Origin of the sequence: Gimesia maris, assembly GCF_008298035.1 — a bacterium.
Taxonomy (GTDB): domain Bacteria; phylum Planctomycetota; class Planctomycetia; order Planctomycetales; family Planctomycetaceae; genus Gimesia; species Gimesia maris.
Window position 1 is genome coordinate 1,698,157 of record NZ_CP042910.1, and the last position, 23,679, is coordinate 1,721,835.

The 23,679-nt window shown below is 51.4% G+C and carries 16 protein-coding genes; 7 read left to right on the forward strand and 9 right to left on the reverse strand.

The genetic code is table 11. The annotated features are described in order from the left end of the window. Positions 1–56: 56 nt before the first annotated feature. Positions 57–3,266, reverse strand: a complete 3,210-nt coding sequence (locus tag GmarT_RS06445; RefSeq protein ID WP_002647571.1) for a DUF1553 domain-containing protein — start codon at positions 3,264–3,266, stop codon at positions 57–59. A gap of 664 nt (positions 3,267–3,930) precedes the next feature. Between GmarT_RS06445 and GmarT_RS06450 the strand changes: the two genes are divergently transcribed. Further along, on the forward strand, positions 3,931–5,334 hold the full coding sequence (locus GmarT_RS06450; RefSeq protein WP_002647570.1) for an RtcB family protein: 1,404 nt from the start codon (positions 3,931–3,933) through the stop codon (positions 5,332–5,334). Between the two features lie 106 nt (positions 5,335–5,440). Here the strand turns inward: GmarT_RS06450 and GmarT_RS06455 are convergent, their stop codons facing one another. After that, a complete protein-coding gene (locus tag GmarT_RS06455; protein WP_002647569.1) occupies positions 5,441–7,876 on the reverse strand; it encodes a glycoside hydrolase family 10-like protein in 2,436 nt (811 codons plus the stop codon). 261 nt (positions 7,877–8,137) lie between these two features. Here GmarT_RS06455 and GmarT_RS06460 point away from each other — a divergent pair, with 261 nt between their 5' ends. Further along, positions 8,138–9,682, forward strand: a complete 1,545-nt coding sequence (locus tag GmarT_RS06460; protein WP_002647568.1) for an aspartate:alanine exchanger family transporter — start codon at positions 8,138–8,140, stop codon at positions 9,680–9,682. An 80-nt stretch (positions 9,683–9,762) separates the two neighbouring features. Here GmarT_RS06460 and GmarT_RS06465 read toward each other — a convergent pair whose 3' ends face one another. From GmarT_RS06465 to GmarT_RS06475, 3 genes are read right to left on the reverse strand one after another with little or no spacing between them, the layout of a single operon-like run. Beyond that, positions 9,763–10,761: a sialidase family protein gene (locus tag GmarT_RS06465; RefSeq protein ID WP_149302492.1), complete on the reverse strand. Its 999-nt coding sequence runs from the start codon at positions 10,759–10,761 to the stop codon at positions 9,763–9,765. Positions 10,762–10,789: 28 nt separating this feature from the next. Continuing rightward, the gene (locus GmarT_RS06470; RefSeq protein WP_002647566.1) at positions 10,790–12,463 is read right to left on the reverse strand and encodes a M14 family zinc carboxypeptidase; all 1,674 of its coding nucleotides are present in this window, start codon (positions 12,461–12,463) and stop codon (positions 10,790–10,792) included. A 49-nt stretch (positions 12,464–12,512) separates the two neighbouring features. Next, on the reverse strand, positions 12,513–13,685 hold the full coding sequence (locus GmarT_RS06475; protein ID WP_002647565.1) for a GntR family transcriptional regulator: 1,173 nt from the start codon (positions 13,683–13,685) through the stop codon (positions 12,513–12,515). 191 nt (positions 13,686–13,876) lie between these two features. Here GmarT_RS06475 and GmarT_RS06480 point away from each other — a divergent pair, with 191 nt between their 5' ends. The 4 genes from GmarT_RS06480 to GmarT_RS06495 all read left to right on the forward strand — a co-directional run bounded on the left by GmarT_RS06480 (position 13,877) and on the right by GmarT_RS06495 (position 19,139). Beyond that, positions 13,877–15,361 (forward strand): glycoside hydrolase family protein, encoded by a 1,485-nt coding sequence (locus GmarT_RS06480; protein ID WP_002647564.1) that lies wholly within the window; start codon positions 13,877–13,879, stop codon positions 15,359–15,361. Positions 15,362–15,544: 183 nt separating this feature from the next. Further along, positions 15,545–16,564: a Gfo/Idh/MocA family protein gene (locus tag GmarT_RS06485; RefSeq protein WP_002647563.1), complete on the forward strand. Its 1,020-nt coding sequence runs from the start codon at positions 15,545–15,547 to the stop codon at positions 16,562–16,564. Between the two features lie 20 nt (positions 16,565–16,584). Next, positions 16,585–17,388, forward strand: coding sequence for an SDR family NAD(P)-dependent oxidoreductase (locus GmarT_RS06490; RefSeq protein ID WP_002647562.1), 804 nt, complete (start codon positions 16,585–16,587; stop codon positions 17,386–17,388). 119 nt (positions 17,389–17,507) lie between these two features. Next, on the forward strand, positions 17,508–19,139 hold the full coding sequence (locus tag GmarT_RS06495) for a Na/Pi cotransporter family protein (RefSeq protein ID WP_044238895.1): 1,632 nt from the start codon (positions 17,508–17,510) through the stop codon (positions 19,137–19,139). Positions 19,140–19,163: 24 nt separating this feature from the next. Here the strand turns inward: GmarT_RS06495 and GmarT_RS06500 are convergent, their stop codons facing one another. From GmarT_RS06500 to GmarT_RS06515, 4 genes are all read right to left on the reverse strand, one after another. Continuing rightward, the gene (locus GmarT_RS06500; protein ID WP_002647560.1) at positions 19,164–19,622 is read right to left on the reverse strand and encodes a peptidase associated/transthyretin-like domain-containing protein; all 459 of its coding nucleotides are present in this window, start codon (positions 19,620–19,622) and stop codon (positions 19,164–19,166) included. Between the two features lie 151 nt (positions 19,623–19,773). After that, entirely contained in the window at positions 19,774–20,799 is a 1,026-nt protein-coding gene (locus tag GmarT_RS06505; RefSeq protein WP_002647558.1) for a DUF1559 domain-containing protein, read from the reverse strand. Between the two features lie 68 nt (positions 20,800–20,867). Further along, positions 20,868–22,484 (reverse strand): LamG-like jellyroll fold domain-containing protein, encoded by a 1,617-nt coding sequence (locus GmarT_RS06510; protein WP_002647557.1) that lies wholly within the window; start codon positions 22,482–22,484, stop codon positions 20,868–20,870. Continuing rightward, on the reverse strand, positions 22,484–23,020 hold the full coding sequence (locus tag GmarT_RS06515) for a sigma-70 family RNA polymerase sigma factor (RefSeq protein WP_081459543.1): 537 nt from the start codon (positions 23,018–23,020) through the stop codon (positions 22,484–22,486). The genes GmarT_RS06510 and GmarT_RS06515 overlap by 1 nt, the downstream gene beginning before the upstream one ends. A 217-nt stretch (positions 23,021–23,237) precedes the next feature. Between GmarT_RS06515 and GmarT_RS06520 the strand changes: the two genes are divergently transcribed. Continuing rightward, on the forward strand, positions 23,238–23,675 hold the full coding sequence (locus GmarT_RS06520; RefSeq protein WP_002647555.1) for a GNAT family N-acetyltransferase: 438 nt from the start codon (positions 23,238–23,240) through the stop codon (positions 23,673–23,675). The last annotated feature ends 4 nt before the right edge of the window (positions 23,676–23,679 follow it).

Consider the following 23,679-nt stretch of genomic DNA (forward strand, 5'->3'; position numbering starts at 1 on the left):
TCAACCAGTTTGTTTTTATTGACTCAGTATCACTGCTTCGTTTCAGCCATGAAACATCAGTTTTTCGTGAGCACTTCATCCAGGTTCAGGATGAGGTTGGCGATCATGGTCCAGGCTGCCAGTTCCTGGGGATTCAGTTTGGGATCCGGTTTGGATTCTCCAACGGCGATCAGTTCTGTAGCGGCTTTCGGATCATCCTGGTAATACGATTGCATATCCTGGAAAGTATTCTGCATCAGCGTCAAATCTTCTGCTGAGACTGGTTTTCCGGTGGCCAGCAGATAGGCAAATTTGATCCGTTCTTCGGAAGTGTTGCCCCCTTCCTTGATTATTCGCTCACCCAGCGCGCGGGCGGCTTCCATGTATTGCGGATCGTTCAATAAAAGCAGGGCCTGTAAAGGAGTATTGGTTCGTTCCCGACGCATCGTGCAGGCTTCACGACTGGGAGCATCAAATGTCGACATTTCAGGAGGAGGCGATGTTCGTTTCCAGAATGTATACATCCCGCGACGGAAAACTTTCTCCGGGCCGGTATCCTGTTTGAAGCGAACCGTGTTCGATCCGGAATACCCGACGGCAAACCAGAGACCATCGGGTTGTGGTGGTTTGACACTGGGACCACCGACTTTAGGAACCAGTAATCCGCTGATGGCCAATGCCTGGTCGCGGAGTGTTTCGGCATCGAGACGGAAGCGAGGTCCGCGTGCCAGCAGGCGGTTCTTCGGGTCTTTTTTATACAGCTCAGGTGTCACATTCGAACTCTGCCGATACGTGGCGGACATAACCATCTGCTTCATGAAACGTTTTACATCCCACTGATGTTCCTGGAAGTCGACTGCCAGCCAGTCCAGCAGTTCGGGGTGACTGGGCGGCGCGCCCTGGTTACCAAAGTCTTCGCTGGTTTCCACAATTCCGGTTCCGAACAACTGCTGCCAGAAGCGGTTTACTGCGACACGCGACGTCAGTGGGTGACTGGGAGAGACGAGCCATTTGGCGAGACCCAAGCGGTTGACGGGCCATTCGGCTGCCATCGCGGGGAATTGAGATGGCGTTTTTCTGTCGACCTTGTCGCCCTTTTGGTCGTACTGACCGCGTTTGAGATCAAATGCTTCCTTGACATTATTTCGCTCGCGGAAAACAAGTGTAGTGGGCAGGGATTGAATCAGCTTCTCTTCCTGCGATTTGATCTGAACTTTTTTTGCCAGGAGTTTGCGGTATTCGGAGTCGAACTGATTCAAATAGTACTGCCTGAGTAATTCGGTCTGCTGCGGCGTGCGTTTATCGGCGGCCAGTTTCAGGACGGGATCAACCTGATTGTCGAAGTACACCTGATTGACTTCGGTTTCTGTCAACTCATGATCATAGATACGAAATTCATCGACAAATCCATTGGTCAGGTGGGCATTGGTTGCCGAGTGTCCCAGTGTCAGAGTCGCAGAATTCAACGGCGTCGTTTTCTTGAACGAATCAGAGGAGATTGTCAGTTCTGACTGTTTGCCGTCGACATAGATGGCAACGCCATGCGCTTTCGCGGAACCATCGTAGGTGACACAGACATGATGCCACTGGTTGGCCGTAATTTCGTTATTGGCGGTCTTTACTTCGACGGCATAGCCGGGCCAGCGATCAATCAGTCTGACGCCGAGGTTCTGGTTGGTAATCTGCAGGTCGTATCCGCGTTCGCGTGAATTCGGATTGATGCTGGAAACAATCGGACCTGAAGTTTTGCCGTTCGTTTTGACCCAGATCGCAAAGCTTAAGGGAGTTCCTTTGGCAAACTGTCCGGTTTTTCCCAGATCCAGATAACTGCCTGGCGCGAACTGAAAACCGTTTTCAAATTTACCAGCGACCCATTTAGGAGCCCCTTTGACGGTGGCTTTATTCTTTTCATTCTTCAGATCTGCGGCAGTGGCTTCTGTTTTTTCATTGAGTGGATAGGCCGCGAGGAGTCCTCCCGGTTGCGGTATCGAAAGATCAGGGTTGCTGCCGGTTTTCAGAATCTGCTGTTTCCACTCTAGCCAGGATTGAAACGCCGGTTCGTTGGTTTTGGTCCTGTTTTCTCCCTGCTGTTCGATGGCAGCGATCTGGGATTTATAAGCTTCCAGCTGTTTGGATTGTGCTGCGTTGGGAACCCGCACAGATGGTGGAGAATCTTTGATGTTTCCATCCATGGCAGGGCCATCCAGATTATTGAAGAAGGCGAACATCTGGTAGAACTCGGTTTTCGTGAAGGGGTCAAATTTGTGATCGTGGCAGACGGCACAGCCGAGTGTCAGTCCCATGAAGGCCTGGCCGGTGGTTTCGACACGGTCAATGACATTACGCACGTAAACCTCTTCGGCGATGGAGCCCCCTTCGTTGGTGGTCACGTGACAGCGGTTAAAGCCGGTAGCGATCTGCTGCTCCAGGGTGGGGTTGGGCAACAGGTCACCAGCCAGCTGTTCAATCACAAACTGGTCGTAATGCATATTGGTGTTGAAGGCATTGATGACCCAGTCGCGGTAAGGCCACATTTCCCGGTAATTATCCAGGTGTAATCCATGCGTATCGCCGTACCGGGCGATATCCAGCCAGTAGCGGGACATGTGCTCGCCGTAATGAGGAGACTCCAGCAGGCGGTCGACCACTTTTTCGTAGGCATTGGGTGACTTGTCATTCACGAATGCCTCCACTTCTGCGGGAGCAGGGGGCAATCCGGTTAAATCGAGTGTCACCCGTCTGATCAGATCGCGACGATCTGCTTCAGTAGATGCTTTCATACCTTCTTTTTCGAGTCGGGCCAGGATGAATTGATCGATTGGGTTTATTACATGGTCTGTCTGTTTGACTGCGGGAGGCGCTGGCTTGACGGGAGTCACGAACGACCAGTGATCCTGCCATTCCGCGCCCTGCTCAATCCAGCGGGTAAGCAGATTGACTTCTTCTGTGGTCAGTTTTTTACCACTCTCTGCAGGCGGCATCTTGAGGTCTTCATCGGCAGTGGTGATGCGTGTGATCAGCTCACTCTCTTTAACTTTGCCGGGGACAATGGCTTTATGTCCTCCGAGATCGGCAAAAGCGCCTTCCTCTGTATCAAATCTCAGATCGGCGGCCCGTTTTTTGACATCCGGTCCGTGACATTGAAAACAGTTTTCAGACAGGATGGAGCGAATTTTTGTGGGGGAAACTTTATCCGCATTCTGCGCCCAAACAGCAGTGGTGGTGCCGCAGAAAACAGTTAGAAGCAGAGCAGGGACGAGGCGCTTGCTCAAACACAGAAGAAGCATGACGTTCACCTTCTGGATGAAAATTTTCAAGTCAATCAACGGCGGCCTGAAAGGGGGCTGCGCGACATTAACTTGTCAATGAATCTCTGGTGATACCTGTCCGACCGACAATCCATATCAGTTTGCAACGGTGGTAGCTGAGCCACACGGTTCAGCAGGCGGGATGGCACTTGTTTCAGAAACAGGGGAGCAAAGCTGTCGTTTCTGAATTCAGGTTCATTCAGTTATTCTAATCGCAGCGAAAACCCTTTGCAAGACGACGATTGAGGGATTTTGACGTATCTCCCTGTGAATGCATTAGTTCGGTCAGGAATGATTTCAACATTTAAACCGACAGCAGCAAACACTGCGGCTGGAAAATAGACACAATCATTCAGTAACTGTCTAAGATCTGTAAGTGGTACGCGTTGCAGAAGTGGTTTGTTGGTTTGAACTTTTTAAATGACTATTGAAATCGTTAATCGAAGCAGATTCCAGAAGAACTGAATTTGCAGATCTGTTTTTATCGCGTATTTTCAAGATCAGAGAACCTGTTCGGTTTGCGTGTGTCCACTGAGAACGAATCATGTTATTGTAAAACAGGTTCTGGTTTTAAGTCGATGGCGCACGAAATCCAGAGAGGGGCAGAGCGTCGTGTCCCGTATTGAGGGAGGAGAAGAGAGAAATGAATTCTCGACAGTTACTGAAAATCGGAGTGCCTGAATATTGTCTGAAGACTGCAAAAACAGCGATTCAGATGAAAGTCGCCGAGGAAAAAGCGAATGGCAAAGTGCGCGGTAAAGAACTGAAAGAACTCGTACAGAAAGTGGTAGAACACCCTGAAGAGTATCTGGATGATGCTGCTTTTCGGCAATTGGCGCTGGAACTGGTAGACGACAACAGCGAAGAAGCGGTTGAACCGATTACTTACCAGATCTGGGGTAAAGAGGGCATCGATGAAGGTGCGTTTTCACAGATGGATCTGGCATGTCATGTGCCTTCCGCGTGGGGTGCCGCGCTGATGCCTGATGCGCACATCGGATATGGACTGCCTATTGGTGGCGTACTGGCGCTGGAAGATGCAGTGATTCCTTACGCCGTCGGTGTGGACATCGCCTGTCGTATGAAGCTGTCTGTGCTGGATATTTCGGTGAGCAAGCTGAACCAGAAACATCACCAGTTTGTGGATGCGCTGAATCGGGGAACCGTGTTTGGCGTAGGCCAGGCGCATGAAAAACGTCAGCGGCATGCCGTGATGGATGAGGACTGGTCAGTGACAAAAATCACGCGCCAGAACAAAGACAAAGCCTGGAAGCAGTTGGGGTCTTCCGGTTCGGGAAATCATTTTGTGGAATTTGGTGTGCTGACCATTGCGCAGGATGATCAGGAACTCGGGCTGGACGCCGGCGAGTATGTGGCGCTGTTAAGCCATAGTGGAAGTCGGGGAACGGGTGCTTCGGTATGCAGTACTTATTCTGGAATTGCCCAGGCACGTCTGCGGAAACGACATCATCAACTGGGACGACTGGCATGGCTGGAGATGGATTCCGAGGCAGGCCAGGAATACTGGGCGGCGATGAATTTGATGGGTGATTATGCGGCTGCGAATCATGCCGTGATTCATCAAAATGTATCAGAGATTCTGGGAAGCAAGGTGATTTCCGGCGTGGAAAATCATCATAACTTTGCCTGGAAGGAAGAGCATGACGGAAAAGAAGTTTACGTGCATCGCAAGGGGGCAACTCCAGCGGCGGCCGGTGAGCTGGGTGTGATTCCCGGTTCCATGGCTGATCCGGCATTTGTGGTGCGCGGAAAAGGAAATCCGGCAAGCTTGAATTCCGCTTCGCATGGAGCAGGTCGTTGTATGTCGCGTAATAAAGCCAAGGATAAGTATCGCTGGAATGCAGTGAAAAATGATCTGGCCAAACGCGGCATCACTGTGATTTCGGCGGGCGCTGATGAAGTTCCCGGTGTTTACAAAAACATCAATGAAGTCATGGCCGAGCAGCAGGACCTGGTGGAAATCGTAGCACGCTTTAATCCGAAAGTGGTTAAGATGTGCGGTGATGGAAGCCGTGCCGAAGACTGACTCGTGAGAGTGAAAATCAACAGGCAGGTTGGAAAATGTTTCTGACCTGCCTGTTTTTTGATTCAGAGAAATAATGTCGGTACCCCCCCCTTCGAGGAAATCTGAATCACTTTTTCAGACGATGCGGGGGGACTGCTTTGACTTTGCCGGCGCTCTGTTTGAAATCGGGGATGATGCTGGAGATCGTTTGAGGATTTAAACTGAAGACGGTGAAGCCGCCCGCGTTCAGTTTGCGGGTCATGTCAACCTGACCCAGTATGCGATCGCTGCTGAGAGTTGTTCTGGAAGAGAGCGCACCGATGCCGGGATAAACGGGGATACTGCCGGCAAGGTGTTTCTGCTGATCTTCAATCCAGATGCGAAACTGTGTGTCGTTGTCGGTGTAATCCATAGGGCAGATGAAGTCGAGGTAGCCGTTTTTAGCCCAGAGCGGCCAGTCCTGTGCCACCCATTCGCGGCAGTCGGGATATTCGCGGAAGACAGCGGCTGAGATTTTAATACCTGGTCGAATCTTCCGGGCTTCACGTTGCACCGTTTCTACCAGTCGGGTGATCTGGGCAGCGCGCCAGTCGCGGTACTGGCTTTTTAATGTGCCGTTATAGCAGTCTGCAGGCCAGTTCTGTACTTTGATACCAGTGTCGGCTTCAAACTTCTGACGGCTATAGTCACTATAGTCATGACGATCATTGGGATAACGGATGTAGTCAAAGTGAATGCCATCGACAGGGTATTTACGAACGACTTCCAGCATGCTGTCGACTTCCAGTTGAAAGTTTTCCGGATGAGCCGGGTTGAGCCAGTCAGAGGGTTCGCCGGTGACACTGACCTGCGTGCGGCCCGCGTCTCTCATCTTTTTGACAAACGCTTGAGGGGCCGTCGAAAGGTTGTGATTGACTTTCCAGACATGGACTTCCAGACCATGTTGATGGGCGGCTTTCAGACATTGTTCAATCTGATCGCCATACTTTTCATAAGTCGTACTGCGAGGCAGCACATCACTGGGATAATGGGCCAGGCCTCCCCAGAGCATGTTGGGGATGATCATATTAAAGCCGGCGTCTGACAGTTCTTTGCAGGTACGGTTCCAGTCGCCGGGGTACGGACCTGTGGGAGAATGATCCCAGACGGCGCGGGCTTCCCGGGGGGGACTGGCACGGGTGAGCAGATAGATCTTGACGCGCTTTTCGCGACAGGTTCGCGCAAAGGGGATTGATTGAAATGCCTGATTTTGTTCGAGCAGGCGTCGGGCCTGGTTGAGCGTGGTCGTCGTACGATCCAGGTCGCGGGCCGCCAGTTCACTGCTTTTAGCGGGAGTGACGGTAGTCACCACGTGCTGTCTCAGATCGGCAAAGGTCTGAAAAGGGCCCACCTGGTCGGCCTGCGCAATGGTCGCTGCAGCGATAGAGTCCCAAAGTGCAGGCTGGAAGTGTCCCATGAGGGCGGTCAGCAGCGCCTGTTTCTGGATCGGGTCGTCTCCCAGAATCAAGTGACTGAAGTAGGCACCACGGTCACTGACGATGAGTGCGGGCTTGCCAGTTGACTTGCCTTTTTCATCATACCATTGGCCCACGATGCGCGCTCCATGTCCTGAAGGAATGCCGGTCACCAGGTTCCAGGAAGCCTGCTTGACTTCGGTTGGTAAGCCCAGGATTTTGGAATCTTTCAGACGAATCGAAGCCAGGCCGCCGGGAGCCTCCGGTTTAAAGTAACTTCCTTTTTTGATTCCCAGGTTCTTTTCGAGTGCAGGGGGAATATGAAAATTCAGAAAGACTTTGCCTCCCTGTTCCATAAACTGATTGAGAGTGCCGCAGGCTTTGGCAGAGAGATCGGGATTGAAGGGCAGGATCGCGACGGATCGCTTTCCGAGTGTGGTTATGGTCAGTTCAGACTCGCTGATGCGGTCGCAATTGATGCCGGACGTTTGCAGGAAGCCTTCGATACGATCGGCGGCGGCTACGGTGTTCGTGTCTTTCTGCTGCTGACCCGGATCGGGGACAATGATCACAATCTCATTCGTAATTGCTTTCAGATCCCGTATTTGAAAGTGTGTATTCGGTTCTGAATCTGATTCCCGCCAGACAACGAGGCGGATGGTATCAATATTGTTCCAGCCTGCTGGTTTGTCTTCGGGACGAAAATCGCTCTTCAAAAAACGGAGGGTCTGCCAGTTGTTTCCTTTGACGCTTCTGGCTGCCGAGTACCAGCCGGGCCCACTTTTAAAGTAGAGACTGACCTGGTGATTACTGTCGGGAGCCTCCGGTTTCACATCGACTGTGAAGACGCCCGGCGTGGTCAGATCGAGTTTGACTGATTTGTCCATGCCGGCCCGCGGGATCTCGCGATTGGAAGAGAACGGGGCAGAGAGCAACAGAACGTTCTGATCGTTCGATTTCTGCATGGCGAGGGGAAGTGTTCCCTTCAGTTCCTGCCAGTTTTTTCTGACTTCCGTCGATGATGGATAATTGAATTCATCGAGTACCTGGTTATTACCGGTGGTGAAGCCGAGTGTGAGTGCCAGGAGACAGGGGAGTGTCTGGAACATGAGAAACCTGCTGACAGAGTAATAATTACTTGACTTTAAATTGAAACTGTAGTTTTATCGGGTGCGAAGGTTACAGGCAAGTGGTTTATCTTTTCAGTGTTAATTCACTCAAGGATTAAATGCGAATATCATGCGATGTTCATTCTTCCTCAGGTGGCACACAGGTGATAACTCGATTATGTTACGATGGACCGAGTCTCGCGCTCCAGGTTAATTGTTACAAGGTAGTGTACCATCGAAAATATTATTCTGTTATTTGCTGTGATTGGCCTGGGGCAGATTCTCGGAAGGACCTCCGTTAAGGGGGTTTCGCTGGGTTCCTCTGGTGTGGTCTTTATCGCCCTGCTGGCAGGACACTTTGGGTTCCAGGTTTCATCTGAAGTCGGAATGGTGGGAGTGGTCCTCTTCATCTACTGTCTGGGGATTGGTGCGGGCCCCTCTTTTCTGCAGATGTTTGTCAGTCGCGGCAAAACATTGATGTTGTTAACGGTAGTGATGATGAGTGTAACAGCAGCGGTCGCCTGGGGACTCGCGCGGATATTTCAATTGAGCCCTGATCTGGCCAGCGGCTTGTTTGCGGGTGCTTTGACGAGTACTCCCGCTCTGGCAGCAGCCACAGAAAAACTGCCAGTGGGTTCGGATGTGGCCGTCGGGTTCGGGATAGCTTATCCGTTTGGTGTGATTGGGGTGATTCTGTTTATTCAACTGCTGCCCCGTTGGTTTCCGGAGATGGCGGCAGCAACGGGGGCTTCGGGGTATGATCTTCGAGGTGAGATATTACGAGAACTGGTTGAAGTGACGAATCCCAGTCTGAACGGAAAACACTTAAGAGATGTCACAGTACTGGCGCGAATGAATTGTCAGGTGTCTCGCATCATCCGGGATGGCCAGTTGCAACCGATTCCAGCAGGGTTTCAACTGGAAGTTGGTCAACAGTTATTAATTATCGGTCGCACCGGGCAGATTGAGACCGTCATCGAAACACTGGGAGTGAGAAGTTCAGAAGCACAATGTATACTTGATGTGGAGCATCAGCGTCGACTCATCGTTGTGTCTTCAAAAAAGATGGTGGGGCGGACCCTGAAGGACCTCCACCTGCTGTCCCGGTTTGGAGTCACGATCGCGAGGATTACCCGTCAAGATATCGAATTCGTGCCGGGTGCCAATGAGACCATCCATTTTGGCGATATCTTAAGATCCGTTGGTGAACCGGAGAGTCTGGATGCCTTTGCCGACTATGCCGGACACCGGGCACGAACTGCGGAAGAGACGGACCTGGTGGTCCTTGCAGGGGGCTTGATTGCGGGGATGGTTCTGGGGAAGTTGAGTCTTTCGTTGGGCAGTTTCTCACTTTCCCTGGGGATGGCGGGGGGGCCATTGCTGGCGGGATTGATTTTGGGGCATTTCGGTCAGTTCGGACGGTTGTCAATCCGTATGCCTCGTGCGGGGAGACTCCTGCTGGCTGATCTGGGGTTGTCACTTTTTCTGGCACAGGCAGGCAGTCAGGCGGGAGACCAGTTTGTTGCCGTGGTACAACAGAAGGGCTGGAGCTTGTGTGCGGTGGCAATAATTCTGGTCGTGGTTCCCCTGCTGACCGGCCTTGTGGCAGCCCGCTACTGGTTAAAACTGGATTTGCTGGAAATGGCGGGAGGGTTTTGCGGTGCGATGACATCAACACCGGGACTGGGGGCGGTGACATCGGCTGTAGATTCCAGTATCCCCGCTACGAGTTATGCCACTGTATATCCTGTTGCTTTGGTTTTGGTGACACTGCTGACGCCGTTATTAATTTCTCTCATTTCCTGATTAGATGAAAAAACAGGGGCCTGTGAATTTAGCTTCACAGACCCCTGTCACGCGTGCAGGCCACACTCTCAGGTGAAAACTTATTTATAGCTGACTTTGGCAAAGTAGATTGATGTTTTGCCCTCGTGGCTGGAATAGTAGCTCACGTTTAACAGGCCATCATGCAGGACCATATTCGCGTAACTGGTATCGCCGCCACTGGGGAGTTCCAGCAGTTCTGTAAGAGTACCCTTCTCAACGTCGATCTGACAGATGGATGTGTGAGCTTTGGGTGAGTAGAGTCGCACGGTTGCCAGGAAACGACCATCGGGCAACTGGAACAGATCAGGACCACCAATGCGAACGCCGAGGTCTTTCCATTCCCAGTCGGTATACGGAGGACGGGAGACACCCAGCAGTCCGGTGTTCGCACCTTTGGCATCGCGGCGCAACAGGCAGTAGCAGGTGTTGTCTTTCGTGAAGACCAGCGAACTTTCGTTGGTGTACCCGGTATCAAACAGTTTGTCGACGACCGTTTCGTAGTCTTTGCCGTCACTGCTTTTATACAGGCGTGTGAAACGAGGGCCTTCCTTTCCCGTGTGGTAGCCGATGCTGTAGACATCGCCGTTATGCCACTTCATGCCCCAGAGCCAGACACTGGGATCGCCGATTTTGTAACCCTTCGACCAGTGTGTGCCGTCGTCAGAGAACCAGTTCATCGATTGATGTTTAACGGGATTCGGTTGGGGCAGTGCAGCAGCGCCGCTGAGCATGAGCTGGCCTTCGGGGGTGACGCTGATCTTGGCGTCGCGGAGGTCAGACGTTTCTGAAGAGATGCGGGCAACAGGTTTCCAGGTTTTACCATCTTTGGAAGAGAGTACCTGTAATGATCCATCCGGTGAGACATGCGCTTTGCCGGTGCGGAAGACACAGAACCACTGGTCTTTAAAACGGGTCAGTCCTGTAAATGCGTTGTGCGGATCTTTATCCCAGATTTTCTGGACACTTTCCAGTTTCAATTGAACCGGTTCTGCTGCTGAGAGCAATGTTGTTGACAGCAATAGCAGGCAGACTGCATATAAAGGCGAGGCAGATTTCATGGCAGGTTCCTTTGTGTGTAAATTCGATTTATTCATTTGTGTCTTTGATACGTTCCATGACTGACTGAGGCGGCTTCCAGCCATACGTTCTGGTTTTTTTGGGATTGTAGAGACAGGTGATTAGATACAGGTCAGTAGATTTCGATTTTTCCGGTGGAACATTGACCTGCACGTGAGTAAACCCGTCACTAAACCAGGAGAGGTAGCCGTCGGTGTCGCTTTTTTTGAGCAGGTGGCCGTTGAGTCTGATGTCTACCAGGTCTGGATCCGGATAGGGAATGCGCAGTTGGAACGAGAGGCCATGCTCGATGGGGCGTTCTGTTGCAGTCGCAGTGTGACCTTTGCTGACGGCGAATTTGATTTCCGGACCGGCTTCGATAATGGTCTTCAATGATTCCTGATCAACCGAAGGGATGTTTTTGATATTGTCCAGAAATTCCGGGATATCAGCAGAGAGCAACGCGGCTGCTTTGTTTGAAGTGGCAATCAGGTAGGTTTCTCTGCCTGCGGTTTGTGGATAGAGGATCGCCTGGGAGAAGTATGGTTGCTGCTTCCAGAGTTCGCTGCGACTCTGGCGTCGTGCCTGCGGTGTGGTTCCCCAGGCTGTGGCGAAGTGTCCAATATAACCCTGTACCCGGTTGACGGGATAGCCGTTGAAATATTCGCCTTTCCATCTCTCATTGCCGATTTTCATCAGGGCCTGCAGGCGTGCCAGGCCGCTTTGTTCCCAGCCGACTTCCAAGGCCATTACCATGGTGTGATAGCGGGCATAGCCGTAATGCGCAGTGTAAAAGTTCGGACGACCGAGCCAGAGCCGATTTGACATGGCTGTCAGTGAGGATCCCCAATAGAGGCGCTGTGCATCGGCTTCGAAACGGTCGTAACCGAATCCTGCTTTGATGCCTGCGGCGTTGATCGTTTCCGTAATTCGCCAGTCCCAGGGGCGGAGTGACATATTGGAATAGGCGGAGCCGGTGACTTCAAACATGGTCTGTCCGCGATAGCGTTCGCGGGATCCCAGTTGATCGGGGGCGTATTCCTGCAGGCCAGTGCCATGCACGTCGACATGCACGTCGGGACGAAATTGATCAATCACGGACAGGACCGCCATGACTTCAGGCGCTTTTTCAGGATGTTTAAATTCGAATGTTTTGAGGTCCCAGTTAGCGGTGCCCCCACCGGTGTAGGGATCGATTTTCTGTGAATTACCAAAGCGATCGGTTTCGAAATACGCATACGGGTTGATGATGGGAATGATCAGCAGGAGCTGGTTCTCGCGGGTTTTGACGGCTTCCGGATCGTCGCTGAGCGCCCATTCAATGAAGTGCAGCACGGCTGTAGTACCGCTGCGTTCGGGGCCGCCATGCAGGGCAGTGACGAGGCAAACCTGTTTCAGTTTATCATCGGATTTCTGATCGGTGATTTTCAGCATCGGCAGGGGGATGCCTTCGAGAGTGACACCAATACGGTCCACCTGGACCCGGTCAGGGAAAGTTTCTTCCCAGTATTTCAGAGTCTCCGTGTACTCTTTGAGCGTCAGTCGATGCAGCTTTTCCTGCCAGGGCTGAGGTAGACTGGCCAGTTTCTGTTTCAGGTCTGATGCTTCTTCGGCCTGTAAGGCGGGTGACATCAGAATGGCGGCGATGATGATCCACAGGAATGCCAGGGCAGGGCGTTCTGAATGTTGATTGCTTTGTGTCATACTGTTTTGTCCTGTCGCGCAGTGCAGTAGTGGATCGAACTGCGGTTAATCAAACTGTTGGGGCAGGGGGTGGCCCCAGGGTTTGTCCCCTGCTGGTATTGATGGGTATGGGGAAGACTTCTGCAGAATCCAGGGGCAAAGTTCCCTGTTTCATTTGCGTCAGCAGTTCCGCTGCTTTCTGGCCGATGGCGATTTCGTCAACCGTGATGGAAGAGAGTCTGCTCTGGATGGCACCATTGCGAACCGTGCCACCAAAACCCAGCAGCGAGATGTCTTCAGGTACCCGCTTTCCCAGTTTTGTCAGTAGCAGGTAAATCAGTTCCGCCAGCGAGTCGAAGGTCGCAAAAATGGCGGTGGGAGGCTGTTCGCGCTGGAACATGGTTTCGAGTGTCTGTAACAGATCCTGTTCGTAATCGATGGGATGAATTTGTGAACTGGGGCCATGAAAAATGAAAGGCTCAGGGCAGGAATCTTTTTGTATTGCGAGTGCTTCCCGCAGGCCTGCTTCGTATTCGATGGAGGCACTGGCGCGATGCGGCGAAAATAACGCGAGTGACCTGTGTCCCTGTTCGAGTAATGTCTGTCCGGCCAGTCTGCCCACTTCACGGAAGGGAATGGAGAGCAGGGGAGCCTGCACGCCTTCGACTTCGCGATGACAGAAGACAACAGGGATGCCATGCTGCTGCAGTTGACGGACCTGATATGCGGGTGTCGCGGGAACGGTAGCGGGGACCAGTGCGACTCCTGCGACATGTTTGTCGATCAGTTGCAGAATGGTATTACCCTGTGCGTCGATTTTATTTTCAGTACAGCAGACAAGAACCTGATGCTGAGTCATCGCAGCCGCCTGTTCGAAACTGCGTTGCAGAGAAGGGTAATAGCCAGTGCGTGTTTCAGGCAAAACGAATGCAAAAATATCCAGTGACCTGGAAACCGGGAGTGGCGGATTGGTGCTGACAAATGAACCTTTGCCATGGATCCGATTCACCCAGCCCTGTTCTTCCAGTAACTGCATGGCATTGCGGACGGTGGTCCTGGCCAACTGATGTGTCTCACAGAGCTGGTGTTCGGAAGGCAGGGCTTCGCCCGGACGAAGTTCACCCGTTGTAATCTGCTGGATGAGCTGTTCGACGAGCAGCATGTACTTGGGACGCTGTTTTCCTGCGGGAGATGAACCGGAGGGCGTCGTTTTCTGGATGGTGTCGGGAGCACGTGCTGCCATGGTTTCGTTTTTTAGTTCGATTCAGGGTTGAAATTGGATTCAAGTGTGGTTACTTGTATTTGAATACGATACAAGTTGTTTGTGTTGTGTCAACTGTGATTATAGTGTTATGCGTGAAAAATAAGCCTGTTGGTTTGAGTGTTATTAGTGCGTGGGTACAACATGTCTTAGTTATGGCAAGGGGATATAAAATGAAGCAATTGATGGTAACACTGTTGGTTCTTGTGGGGTTTCTCGATCTTTCCCTGATCTGGGCAGGTGAAAAAAAGCAGGAAGAAACGCCACTTGAGATTGGCGATCACCGCGAACTGTTTGTGGATGATTATCTGATTGGCAGTTTGAAAGGGGCGGAGCTTCGACTCCATCATCCAGTTGATGAAGGACCTGTATTGAAGTTTGATAAACCCTGGGAAGGGTTGTTTTGCGGGTACAGTACAATCATCAAGGATGGGGATGTCTACCGGGCGTATTATCGAGGTCGGCCGACTGCCGGCGCTGATGGTGATGTGGGGGAAGTTTACTGTTACGCGGAATCCAAAGATGGCGTGAACTGGACCAAGCCGGAATTTACGTTGTTCGAGAAGCAGGGGCATAAGAAGAATAATATCATTCTGGCTGATGCGGCACCGATGACGCACAACTTCTCTCCGTTTCTGGATACTCGACCTGGTGTTCCTGCTGCTGAAAAGTATAAAGCACTGGGCGGAACGATGAAGAGTGGTCTCGTTGCATTCACTTCTCCGGATGGAATTCATTGGAAACAGCATCCCGCCGGATCGGTGATTCCTACAAAGATGGTGCCTTATAAGTACATGTTTGATTCTCAAAATGTAGCGTTCTGGTCACCGGTTGAGAAAAAGTACCTCAGTTATTTTCGCGTGTTTAAAGATAAAATTCGCCGAATTGCCCGCAGCGAGAGTGATGATTTCATTCACTGGTCCGCGCCGGTGCTGATGGAATATACAACTCTCGATGGCGAAGCGCCGATTGAGCACCTTTATACGAATCAGACGCATCCTTATTTTCGTGCGCCTCATATTTACCTGGCGATCGCCGCCCGCTTCATGCCGGGACGCCAGGTGCTGACCGATGAGCAGGCGAAAGAAATCGGTGTGCATCCCCGTTATTTCAAAGATACATCGGATGCCATCCTGATGACGACTCGCGGTGATGATACCTATCAGCGGACCTTTCTGAGTGGATATATCGCTGGCGGTATCGGGGCTCAGAACTGGGTTTCGCGGACCAATTATCCTGCCTTGAATGTGGTTCAGACGGGTCCTGCAGAAATGTCGGTGTATGTGAACCAGGATTACGCCCAGCCGACGTCACATCTGAGGCGGTATTCGTTACGTCTGGACGGGTTTGCTTCATTGCGAGCGGACTATGCCGGGGGCGAGATGGTTACCAAACCGCTGGTATTTGATGGTTCAGAGCTGTCGATCAACTTTTCGACATCGGCCGCCGGCGGCATCAAGGTTGAGATTCAGGATGAGCAGGGACAGCCGATTCCCGGTTTCACCCTGGCGGACTGTCGCGAACAGATTGGCAACGAAGTGGACCGGGTTGTCTCCTGGAAGCAGGGGAGCGATTTGAAATCCCTGAGTGGCAAGCCGGTACGTCTGAAATTTGTGATGAAAGATGCAGACCTGTATTCACTGCAGTTTCAGAAATAAGAGACGTTGAGTTGAAGAGGTCACTCCGGAGGGTTAAGGAATTGAGCTCAGCCTTTTCCGGAGTTTTTTAATGGTCTCTGCTTGCTGATTCCGAACGCCACTTTAAGATGAGGATGTGAGTTCCCGGCGATCCGGGATCAAGTTGAAACATTGTAAGCCAACCGTTGATGAGAGAAGACAGCGATGACGGAACGAAAACGAGTACTGGTGGTGGGCGTTGGTTCGATTGGTGAGCGGCATCTACGGTGTTTTCAATCGACGGGACGCGCGGATGTTTCAATCTGCGAGTTGAACAACGATTTGCGATCAAAGATTGCGGACCAGTATGGGGTCGAACGGCAGTATACGGACCTGGAATCGGCATTAGCAGAACCTCATGATTGTGCGGTGATCGCCACACCCGCGCATGTGCACATAGCCAATTCGATTCAGGCCGTCCGGGCGGGACTGGATCTGTTTATTGAAAAGCCATTAAGTACCAGTGTTGAGGGGATTGGTGAACTCCAGGCACTGCTTCAGGAAACAGGTCGCAAGGCAGCCGTCGCGTATGTGTATCGCGCGCATCCGGCTCTGGCAGCAATGAAAGCGGCGCTGGACTCGGGGAAATTCGGGAAACCGGTTCAACTGGTTGTTGTGTCAGGACAGAATTTTCCGACGTACCGCCCGGCTTATCGCGACATCTATTACAAATCCCATGCGACAGGAGGTGGCGCGGTACAGGATGCATTAACACATTCCATGAATGCCGGCGAATATCTTGTGGGCCCCGTCGATGCGCTGGTGGCGGACTTCTCACATCAGGTGCTGGAAGGCGTTGATGTCGAAGATACCGTGCACGTCATCACTCGACAGGGGACTGTGCTGGGCAGTTTCAGTCTGAACCAGCATCAGCCTGCGAATGAATCGATGATTACGGTCATCTGTGAGCGGGGCATGCTGCGGTTTGAATATCAGAAAAGCTGGTATCGCTGGGTGACAGAACCGGAAGGAGAATGGCAGGTTGGTTTCCAGGAAACGCTGGAGCGAGACACACTGTTTCAACGACAGGCGAGCGCCTTTCTGGACTATCTGGACGATACAAGTCCACCTTTATGCCCACTCTCAGCGGGGCTGCAGACACTGGCGGTGAATCTGTCGATTCTGGATTCGGTAAAAAATCGAACCTGGATGGAACCGGCTCATTTTCTTTCTTCAATAACCTGATCTGATTATTTGAGAGACCTATGAATTCCACAACCGAACCGACGATCCAACAGTTATTTGACCTGAGCGGCAAAACGGTGCTGATTTCCGGTGCCAGTGGTTACCTGGGAAGTGCGATGGCACGCGGACTGGCCGAAGCGGGTGCACGAGTGGTTATCAGTAGCCGTAATGCAGAACGGGCACAACAGGCCGCCAGTGAACTACCCGACCCGCAGCAGCTGGGACATCTGGGAGTCGAACTGGATCACATGGACGAAGCGTCTCTTGAAAAGGGATTTGATGCGGCCTGCCAGGCCGCCGGTCAGATTGACGTACTGGTGAATAATGGAAATGATCCGGTGGGTGAGGACTGGCGGACCGTCACAGCTGAAGCTTTTACGCGTCATCTGCAGAATGCGACCGGCTTTTTTCTCCTGGCGAGAAAGTTGCGAGATCATGTTGTGTCGCGACAGGCGCAAGGCAATGTGATCATGATTGGCTCGATGTATGGAGTGGTTGGTTCCTATCCGGCGACATACGAGGGCATCTGTAATGCCAGCCCGGTTGCTTATCACACGATGAAAGGGGGCGTGATTCATCAGACGCGGCATCTGGCCGTCTACTGGGCCAAAGATGGTGTGCGGGTGAACTGTTTGAGTCCTGGTCCATTCCCTTCCGAGGCAGCACCGGAGGGACTGGCAGAACGATTGAATGCGCACAGTCCTATGGGACGGATGGGAAAGCCATCCGAATTAAAAGGGGCAATCGTATTTCTTGCCAGTGATGCCAGCAGTTATATTACGGGGCAGAATCTGCTGGTCGATGGAGGCTGGACCGCCTGGTAGAATTCCGGACAATATGACGGTCTCGAAATGTTTCGCGGTTGTGATAGAATAGAGCATGCTGGCTGCAGCAGAGGCTGCACGGGTACATTACACTCTGTTACAACACTGCCGGAAATACCATGGATGCAGGGATAATCGATTCGATAGGAGGTCTGGGGCTATTCCTTTTGGGAATGGTAATCCTGACCAGCGGTCTGAAAGATCTGGCCGGCGGTACGATTCGGCGGATGATTGCCCGGTTTACCAAAAGCATTCCCAGTGGGATTGCGACGGGGGTTATCGTGACTGCCATACTGCAGTCTTCCAGTGCCACCACTGTCACCGCTGTCGGCTTCGCCGGGGCAGGGCTGCTGACTTTAACCGAGTCGCTGGGGATAGTGTTCGGGGCGAATCTGGGCACGACCGTCACCGGATGGATTGTGGTTCTGTTTGGTTTCAAATTGAAGCTGGGACAGATTGCATTTCCGCTGGTGCTGGTGGGGGTACTGCTTAATCTGTTTGGTAAGAAACGCATTGCTCTGATCGGATTCACCATCGCCGGATTCAGCCTCATCTTTGTGGGGCTCGATATTCTGCAGGAAGGGATGTCTGGTCTGGCGGAAATGGTGAGTCCGGAATCATTTCCGCAGGACTCCTGGCTGGGCAGACTGCTGTTGCTGTTGATAGGAGTTGGAATCGTCCTACTGACACAGTCATCCAGTGCGGGCGTTGTGATGGCGCTTACAGCCCTGCATTCGGGGGCGATTTCACTGGCACAGGCGGGGGCGCTGGTGATCGGATTTGGTATCGGCACGACCTTCACTGCTTTGCTGGCATCTCTGGGGAAATCGGTGGCTGCCCGACGAACCGGGTTGGCGCATGTGTTTTACAGCCTGGTGACTGCGACTCTTGCCTACTTTCTGCTGCCGGTCTATGTCTGGTTCTGGGAAGAGTATGCAGGCCCCGCAAGTGGCATCTCACCTGATATTGCGCTGGTCACGTTCCATACACTGTTCAATCTGCTGGGACTGCTGGTCATTGTTCCGTTTACGAAAGCATTTTCCGCGTTGATCATACGTATTATTCCAGAAGCAGAAAACGATCAGACTGAAAGGCTGGATGAATCGTTGCTCTCCAATCCCAATGTGGCCATTGAAGCAGCGCGCTCGACCCTGGTTGATGTATTTCAATGTATTTTGCAACTGATGCAGAAGCTGTTCCTCTCGGAAGTAGCGCGGGAAGACCTGGATGAAGAATTTTCTCAGTATCACGATACGCTGGAAACCACCTCCCGGTATCTGAAACAGATCAACGTGACCAGTTCAGATCGCCAAACGGTCCATTCTTCGCAAGAAGTGGTATTGGCGCTGGATCATCTGCAGCGTTTAATGCGGCGGTGCGATGAAATGGAACGGCTGGGCTCTGCCAGAGAGAATCAGACTCTGAGCAGTTTTGTGGATGAGTTGAATCAGAAAATTCAACATCTCGAACAGACCCTTCATAATGGATTTTCAGAGGATGATGAACAGGCATTGCAGGACTTCTGGGAGAAATGGGATGGACAGCAGAAAGAGACACGGCGGGAGTTTACTCAGTCAGCTACCACAGCAGATTCTCAATTTGATAACCTGCTGCAGCAACTGGATGCATTTCGCTGGCTGACGCGCATCAGCTCTCATCTCTGGCGTATCGTGCACCATTTACATGGGGCCCGCATCGTGAATGGGGGTGAAAAAAATCAAGCTCGTTTTGAATCCGAGGGGACAGAGTGAGCCTGGTTTGAACTGTCTGTCATTTTAATTTTTCTTTTCCAGTTCGAAGGTAACTGCGTTTTCCTGGTCTGGTTTGACTGTGGCAGTGAGACCGGACTTTTGCGCATCTGCATACCTCTCAGGGATCAGGGATGTTTCCTTGATGACGACATCTGCCTCATCCAGATTAGTCCCGTCTGCGGGCCCTTCTGTTTTGACGCAAGTGATGGTCACACGGTGTTCACCGGCGATTGCGCCATCACCTTCTTCGAAGGTACGCATCTGAAAATTCCCGTCTTTATCTGTGCGGCCGACGGCCGCCTGTGTCTGGGCACCATTTGATTGAAAGACGACAGTAGCTCCCTCAAGTGGTGTCCCGTTGAATTTTACTGTACCAGTAACGGGATAGGTTGGGGGGCGCTGTTTCGTCCATTTATCTTCTGACGCCCCGGAACAGGCCGTGCAGATCAAAGTAATTATCAACAGGGTCAATGAGCGACGCATGCGAGCAACTTTCTTTATCTATGAAAGTTAAAGTGAATGAAAATTATAAGCATCGATTTCTGTTCACAAAGGATATTGAGAAGCATCTCCTGAATGGTCGACTGACCAATTCAGGGATGACTGAAGTCGCATCCTTGCGCTGAAATGTAGCTCAGAACTCACCCAAAGTTTCACCTCCATTTTTTGATCCCAATGCGCCCCAGATTCCGTATGGACTTTTGCCGGATGAGACCTGGGAGGCACTGATATTTCCCGTGTCGATATTCTCACTGATGAAGCGGACGGCACCATCGCCCATCAGCAGATGGACACCCCCCTCATGGCGACTGGATGGGGGTTGAATTCCTTGAGTTGTCTGGCCATTACAGACCGGCGCGTTGGGAGGCAGGATGGTATTGAAATTAATATAGCCGGATCGTCCATCGGTCCAGCGTGTTCCCAGGGAACGATTTCGATCAAGCAATCCCGTTGTAAATGCGCCATTCACGAAACTGGCAAGGCATGCGGAAGGGTTCGTGGAATTGCTGGTTGAGTTGGTACCTGCGCCGTTAGCGGGTGTCAGGGCTCCAGACCCGGGAGGACGAATGCATTCGGAAACCATGGCGGTATTACTGGTTCCATCAATAATATCCCGCATGCGGACACTGGATTGAAATCCAAAGACGCCCCTCAGGTTTCCTGGAGAGATGGATTGGAAGTTACTGTATTGATCGCCGATGCAGAACAGGTAGTTATGCTGTCCCAGATCGGTGATATCATTCGTGTTGATATCAGAAGGGCAGTTAATGATTGGTAGTTTTGTTTTGTAGGCGGGGAATCCGGTATTCCAGACATAAGAAGTGGCGCCCAGGTTGCTGGTGATCTGGGCGAACAGAGGTGCCTGATCGATGTAAGGGAGCAGTGGGATATAAGCGCTAAACCGGGAATCGAGTCCGCAGGTTGTGCAGGTACTTTCATAAGGTCCGATGCGGCTGGCAGGAAATGTTCCGAAAGTGGAGTGATAGTTATGAAGCGCCAATCCGATTTGTTTCAGATTGTTTTTACAGGTGCTGCGACGGGCGGCTTCGCGTGCCTGTTGGACTGCGGGAAGTAAGAGAGCGATTAAGATGGCGATAATGGCGATGACAACTAACAGTTCAATCAGTGTAAAGCCACGTCTGGACTTTGATGTCTTCATGAGATTCCTGCTTTGAAAAACGAGATAAAAAATGACTCTAAAGAACCGTTCACAAGAGTCGAAAATTGCTATTTCTTATTAAAATTCTGCTGTTTCAGATAACGCGCGGGGATTCCATTAATAAAGCGGACGTCAGCGATGTCGCCTCCCCAGTGTCGTGAGATATCTGTAAGAGTGGATCCGCCAATGGCCAGAATTCCTCCCGGCGTGAGGGGCATAATGTCTGCGATGTTATTGAAAGTCTGCTGCAGATCCGGCCTGGAACTGAATTCCGGCGTTCTCGTGAAAGTAACGATGCTGTCATGTGCGGCAGAACGATTGGAGTCATACGTGAATACGATGTGGTACCAGCGGTCCTGTTCCCAGGGAATGTTCTTTTTAGTGTGAAATGAAACATACTGGTTGTCTGAATTCAGGAAGCCAAAGCCCATTCTGCCGGAATGATCGTCCGTAAACAGGTTGAATTGAGACGTGGAATGCAGGTTTGTATTTCGATAATGGAACAGCGTGTCGGAATCGCCCTGCTGTTTGATATTGGGATTGCGTGCCCAGAGTTCAATCGTGAATCGCTGCATATCGAACAGGGAAGCCTCCTGTTCGGAAAGCGTGCGGAACAGTTTATGGTATTGCGTTTCAAACGGGCCGGCTGACGATTTGATGTTTTGCGGTGCCGGGCGACCAGTGAAGGGGGACTGCCCATGAACTTCCAGAATATTCAGATGCAGAAGATGTTCGCCAGAGTCATGGGCAATTTGTGAAGTTTCCCGATCGGACAGTTTCCAGTGTGCAACTAACTGTGGTTGATCAGGCACGAGGTTTTGCACAAACAGTTCTGGCGTCGATTTAAACCGCGTTATCTTTCTGGAATCAGCCTGTACGCGGACCGCCGTGTTTTCCGTCAGATCCTGGGTAATGGTTGTCTGGCGTTTTTCATCAAGCAGATCGAAGCGGACAAGTCCCTGTAAAACATGCACTTCTGTTTCACGATCGGGAGTCACAATCAGTCCAAAGGATGTGCCCAGATCTACGACGCGCGATGAGGGAGTGTCGACTGTCAGTCCCTGTGATTGGAGAGGGACGTGAGCAAAGAGATTGCCCTGATTGAGCATGAACTGATCTGGTTGAATCAGTGTGAGCTGTGAGACTCCTTTGAGGATTACTTTCGCACCGGTGACGGTTTCCAGTTCGATAATTCCAGAGCGGAGGTGAATCTGATCGCCCGCATGCAATACGTCGTCTGGCTGCCAGTTATTTTTACCTTCAGACCAGACTGCGTTTTTTATATTAATGATCCGGGCCAGAACCCGGGGGTCTTTATTTTGCAGAAATGCAGACGTTAAGAGATATGCGGCTGCTAAGGCACAGATCGTACATGCGAGGATCGTGGATAAAATTATTCGACGATCTGGTGGAACTGTCTCTGTTAACAGGTGATCGGGGATGGTTTTGAGTTCACCGGAAGGCAGTGGTTCGTAATCTGAGGAGCGTCCCAGCGGGCCGGGGTCCACAATTCCTTCCCACTCCAGGTTCGCACACATTCCGGAATACTGGATAAAAAAGTCTCGGGCGGAATCGGATTGCAGGACCAGTTTCTCCAGACGACCGGCCTGTCGGGAGGAGAGGTTCCCGTACTGGTATTCCCAGCAGAGTTGCATCAGTTCTTCCCGTTCCTCAGGAGTTAACATTAGAAAAGGTCTCCGGAATGAAGGCGTCTCTGAATACAGCTGAAAAGGAGATCGTGGGCGCGTTTCAGAGTTTTGTAAATTGCATTGGGGGTACGCTTCAGATCCTGGGCAACCGAACTGGGACTGGCATCCGGTTCGTATATTCTTTCGAGGACTTCTTTCTGGCGTTGTGATAACAGTTCAAAGCAGACGGAAAGGGCGGCCTGTTGCTGATCCAGTTCATCAACGGTTACCATTGCGCTTTCGGCAACTCGGTTGTAGAACTCGTTACTGAATATGTTTCGTTCGAGGTTTTGTCGTCGTCGATAGTTGAGAACTTCATAGCGCACGATCTGACAGCTCCAGGCCCAGAAATTAGATCCAGGCTCGAAGGCGTCAAATTTTGACCAGAGTACGGTGCACGTATTCTGATAAATCTCCTCGGCATCTGTCCGATTATCTACGAGCGATCTGATGAATCGGTAGATTCTCTGGCTATGTCGGGAGAACAGCATTATAAATTCCGTTGTTCGGTCGGTTGCTACCGCCATTTTCATTACCTCTCACTGAGTCGCGACGAGAGAAGTCTTTACAGACCCAACCCTTATTGAATACAGCTTGAATGTGGTAAAATTAGCCTCGGAAAATTGAGGAAATCTGTAAGTCTGTTTATATAATGAAGTTTCAGCAGAAGTTTTTACGGGGATGACTGTCATTTTCGGAGTGATTTAACCTGGTTGGTGGGGGGATTATGTATAGAAGGCTGGTGACGGAGTGTTGCGATTCATCGAAATAACTTTTCTGTCTGAGAACTATGAGCAGGCGTGTCGATTACGAAATGAAATATTACGACAGGCTTTAGGTCTGGATTTACTGGAGGAAGATTTATCAGCTGAGGCGGATTATTTACATTTTGGGATTGTGGAGGGAAGTCGAGTGATTGCCTGTGTACTGGCGGTTCCTGTTTCAGATGTGAAAGTGAAAATCAGACAGATGGCCGTTTCCGCCGACTTTCAAAAGCGGGGGGTCGGTAAATCACTGTTGTCAAATAGTGAGACCAGTCTGAAACAGCGGGGCTTTCAATTTCTGGAACTGGATGCTCGTACTTCTGCGGTGGGTTTTTATCAAAAACTGGGTTATCAAAAGGTGGGTGAGGAATTTTTATCCGTTTCGATTCCCCATCAGAAAATGCGAAAGTCACTGACGGAATGACAGT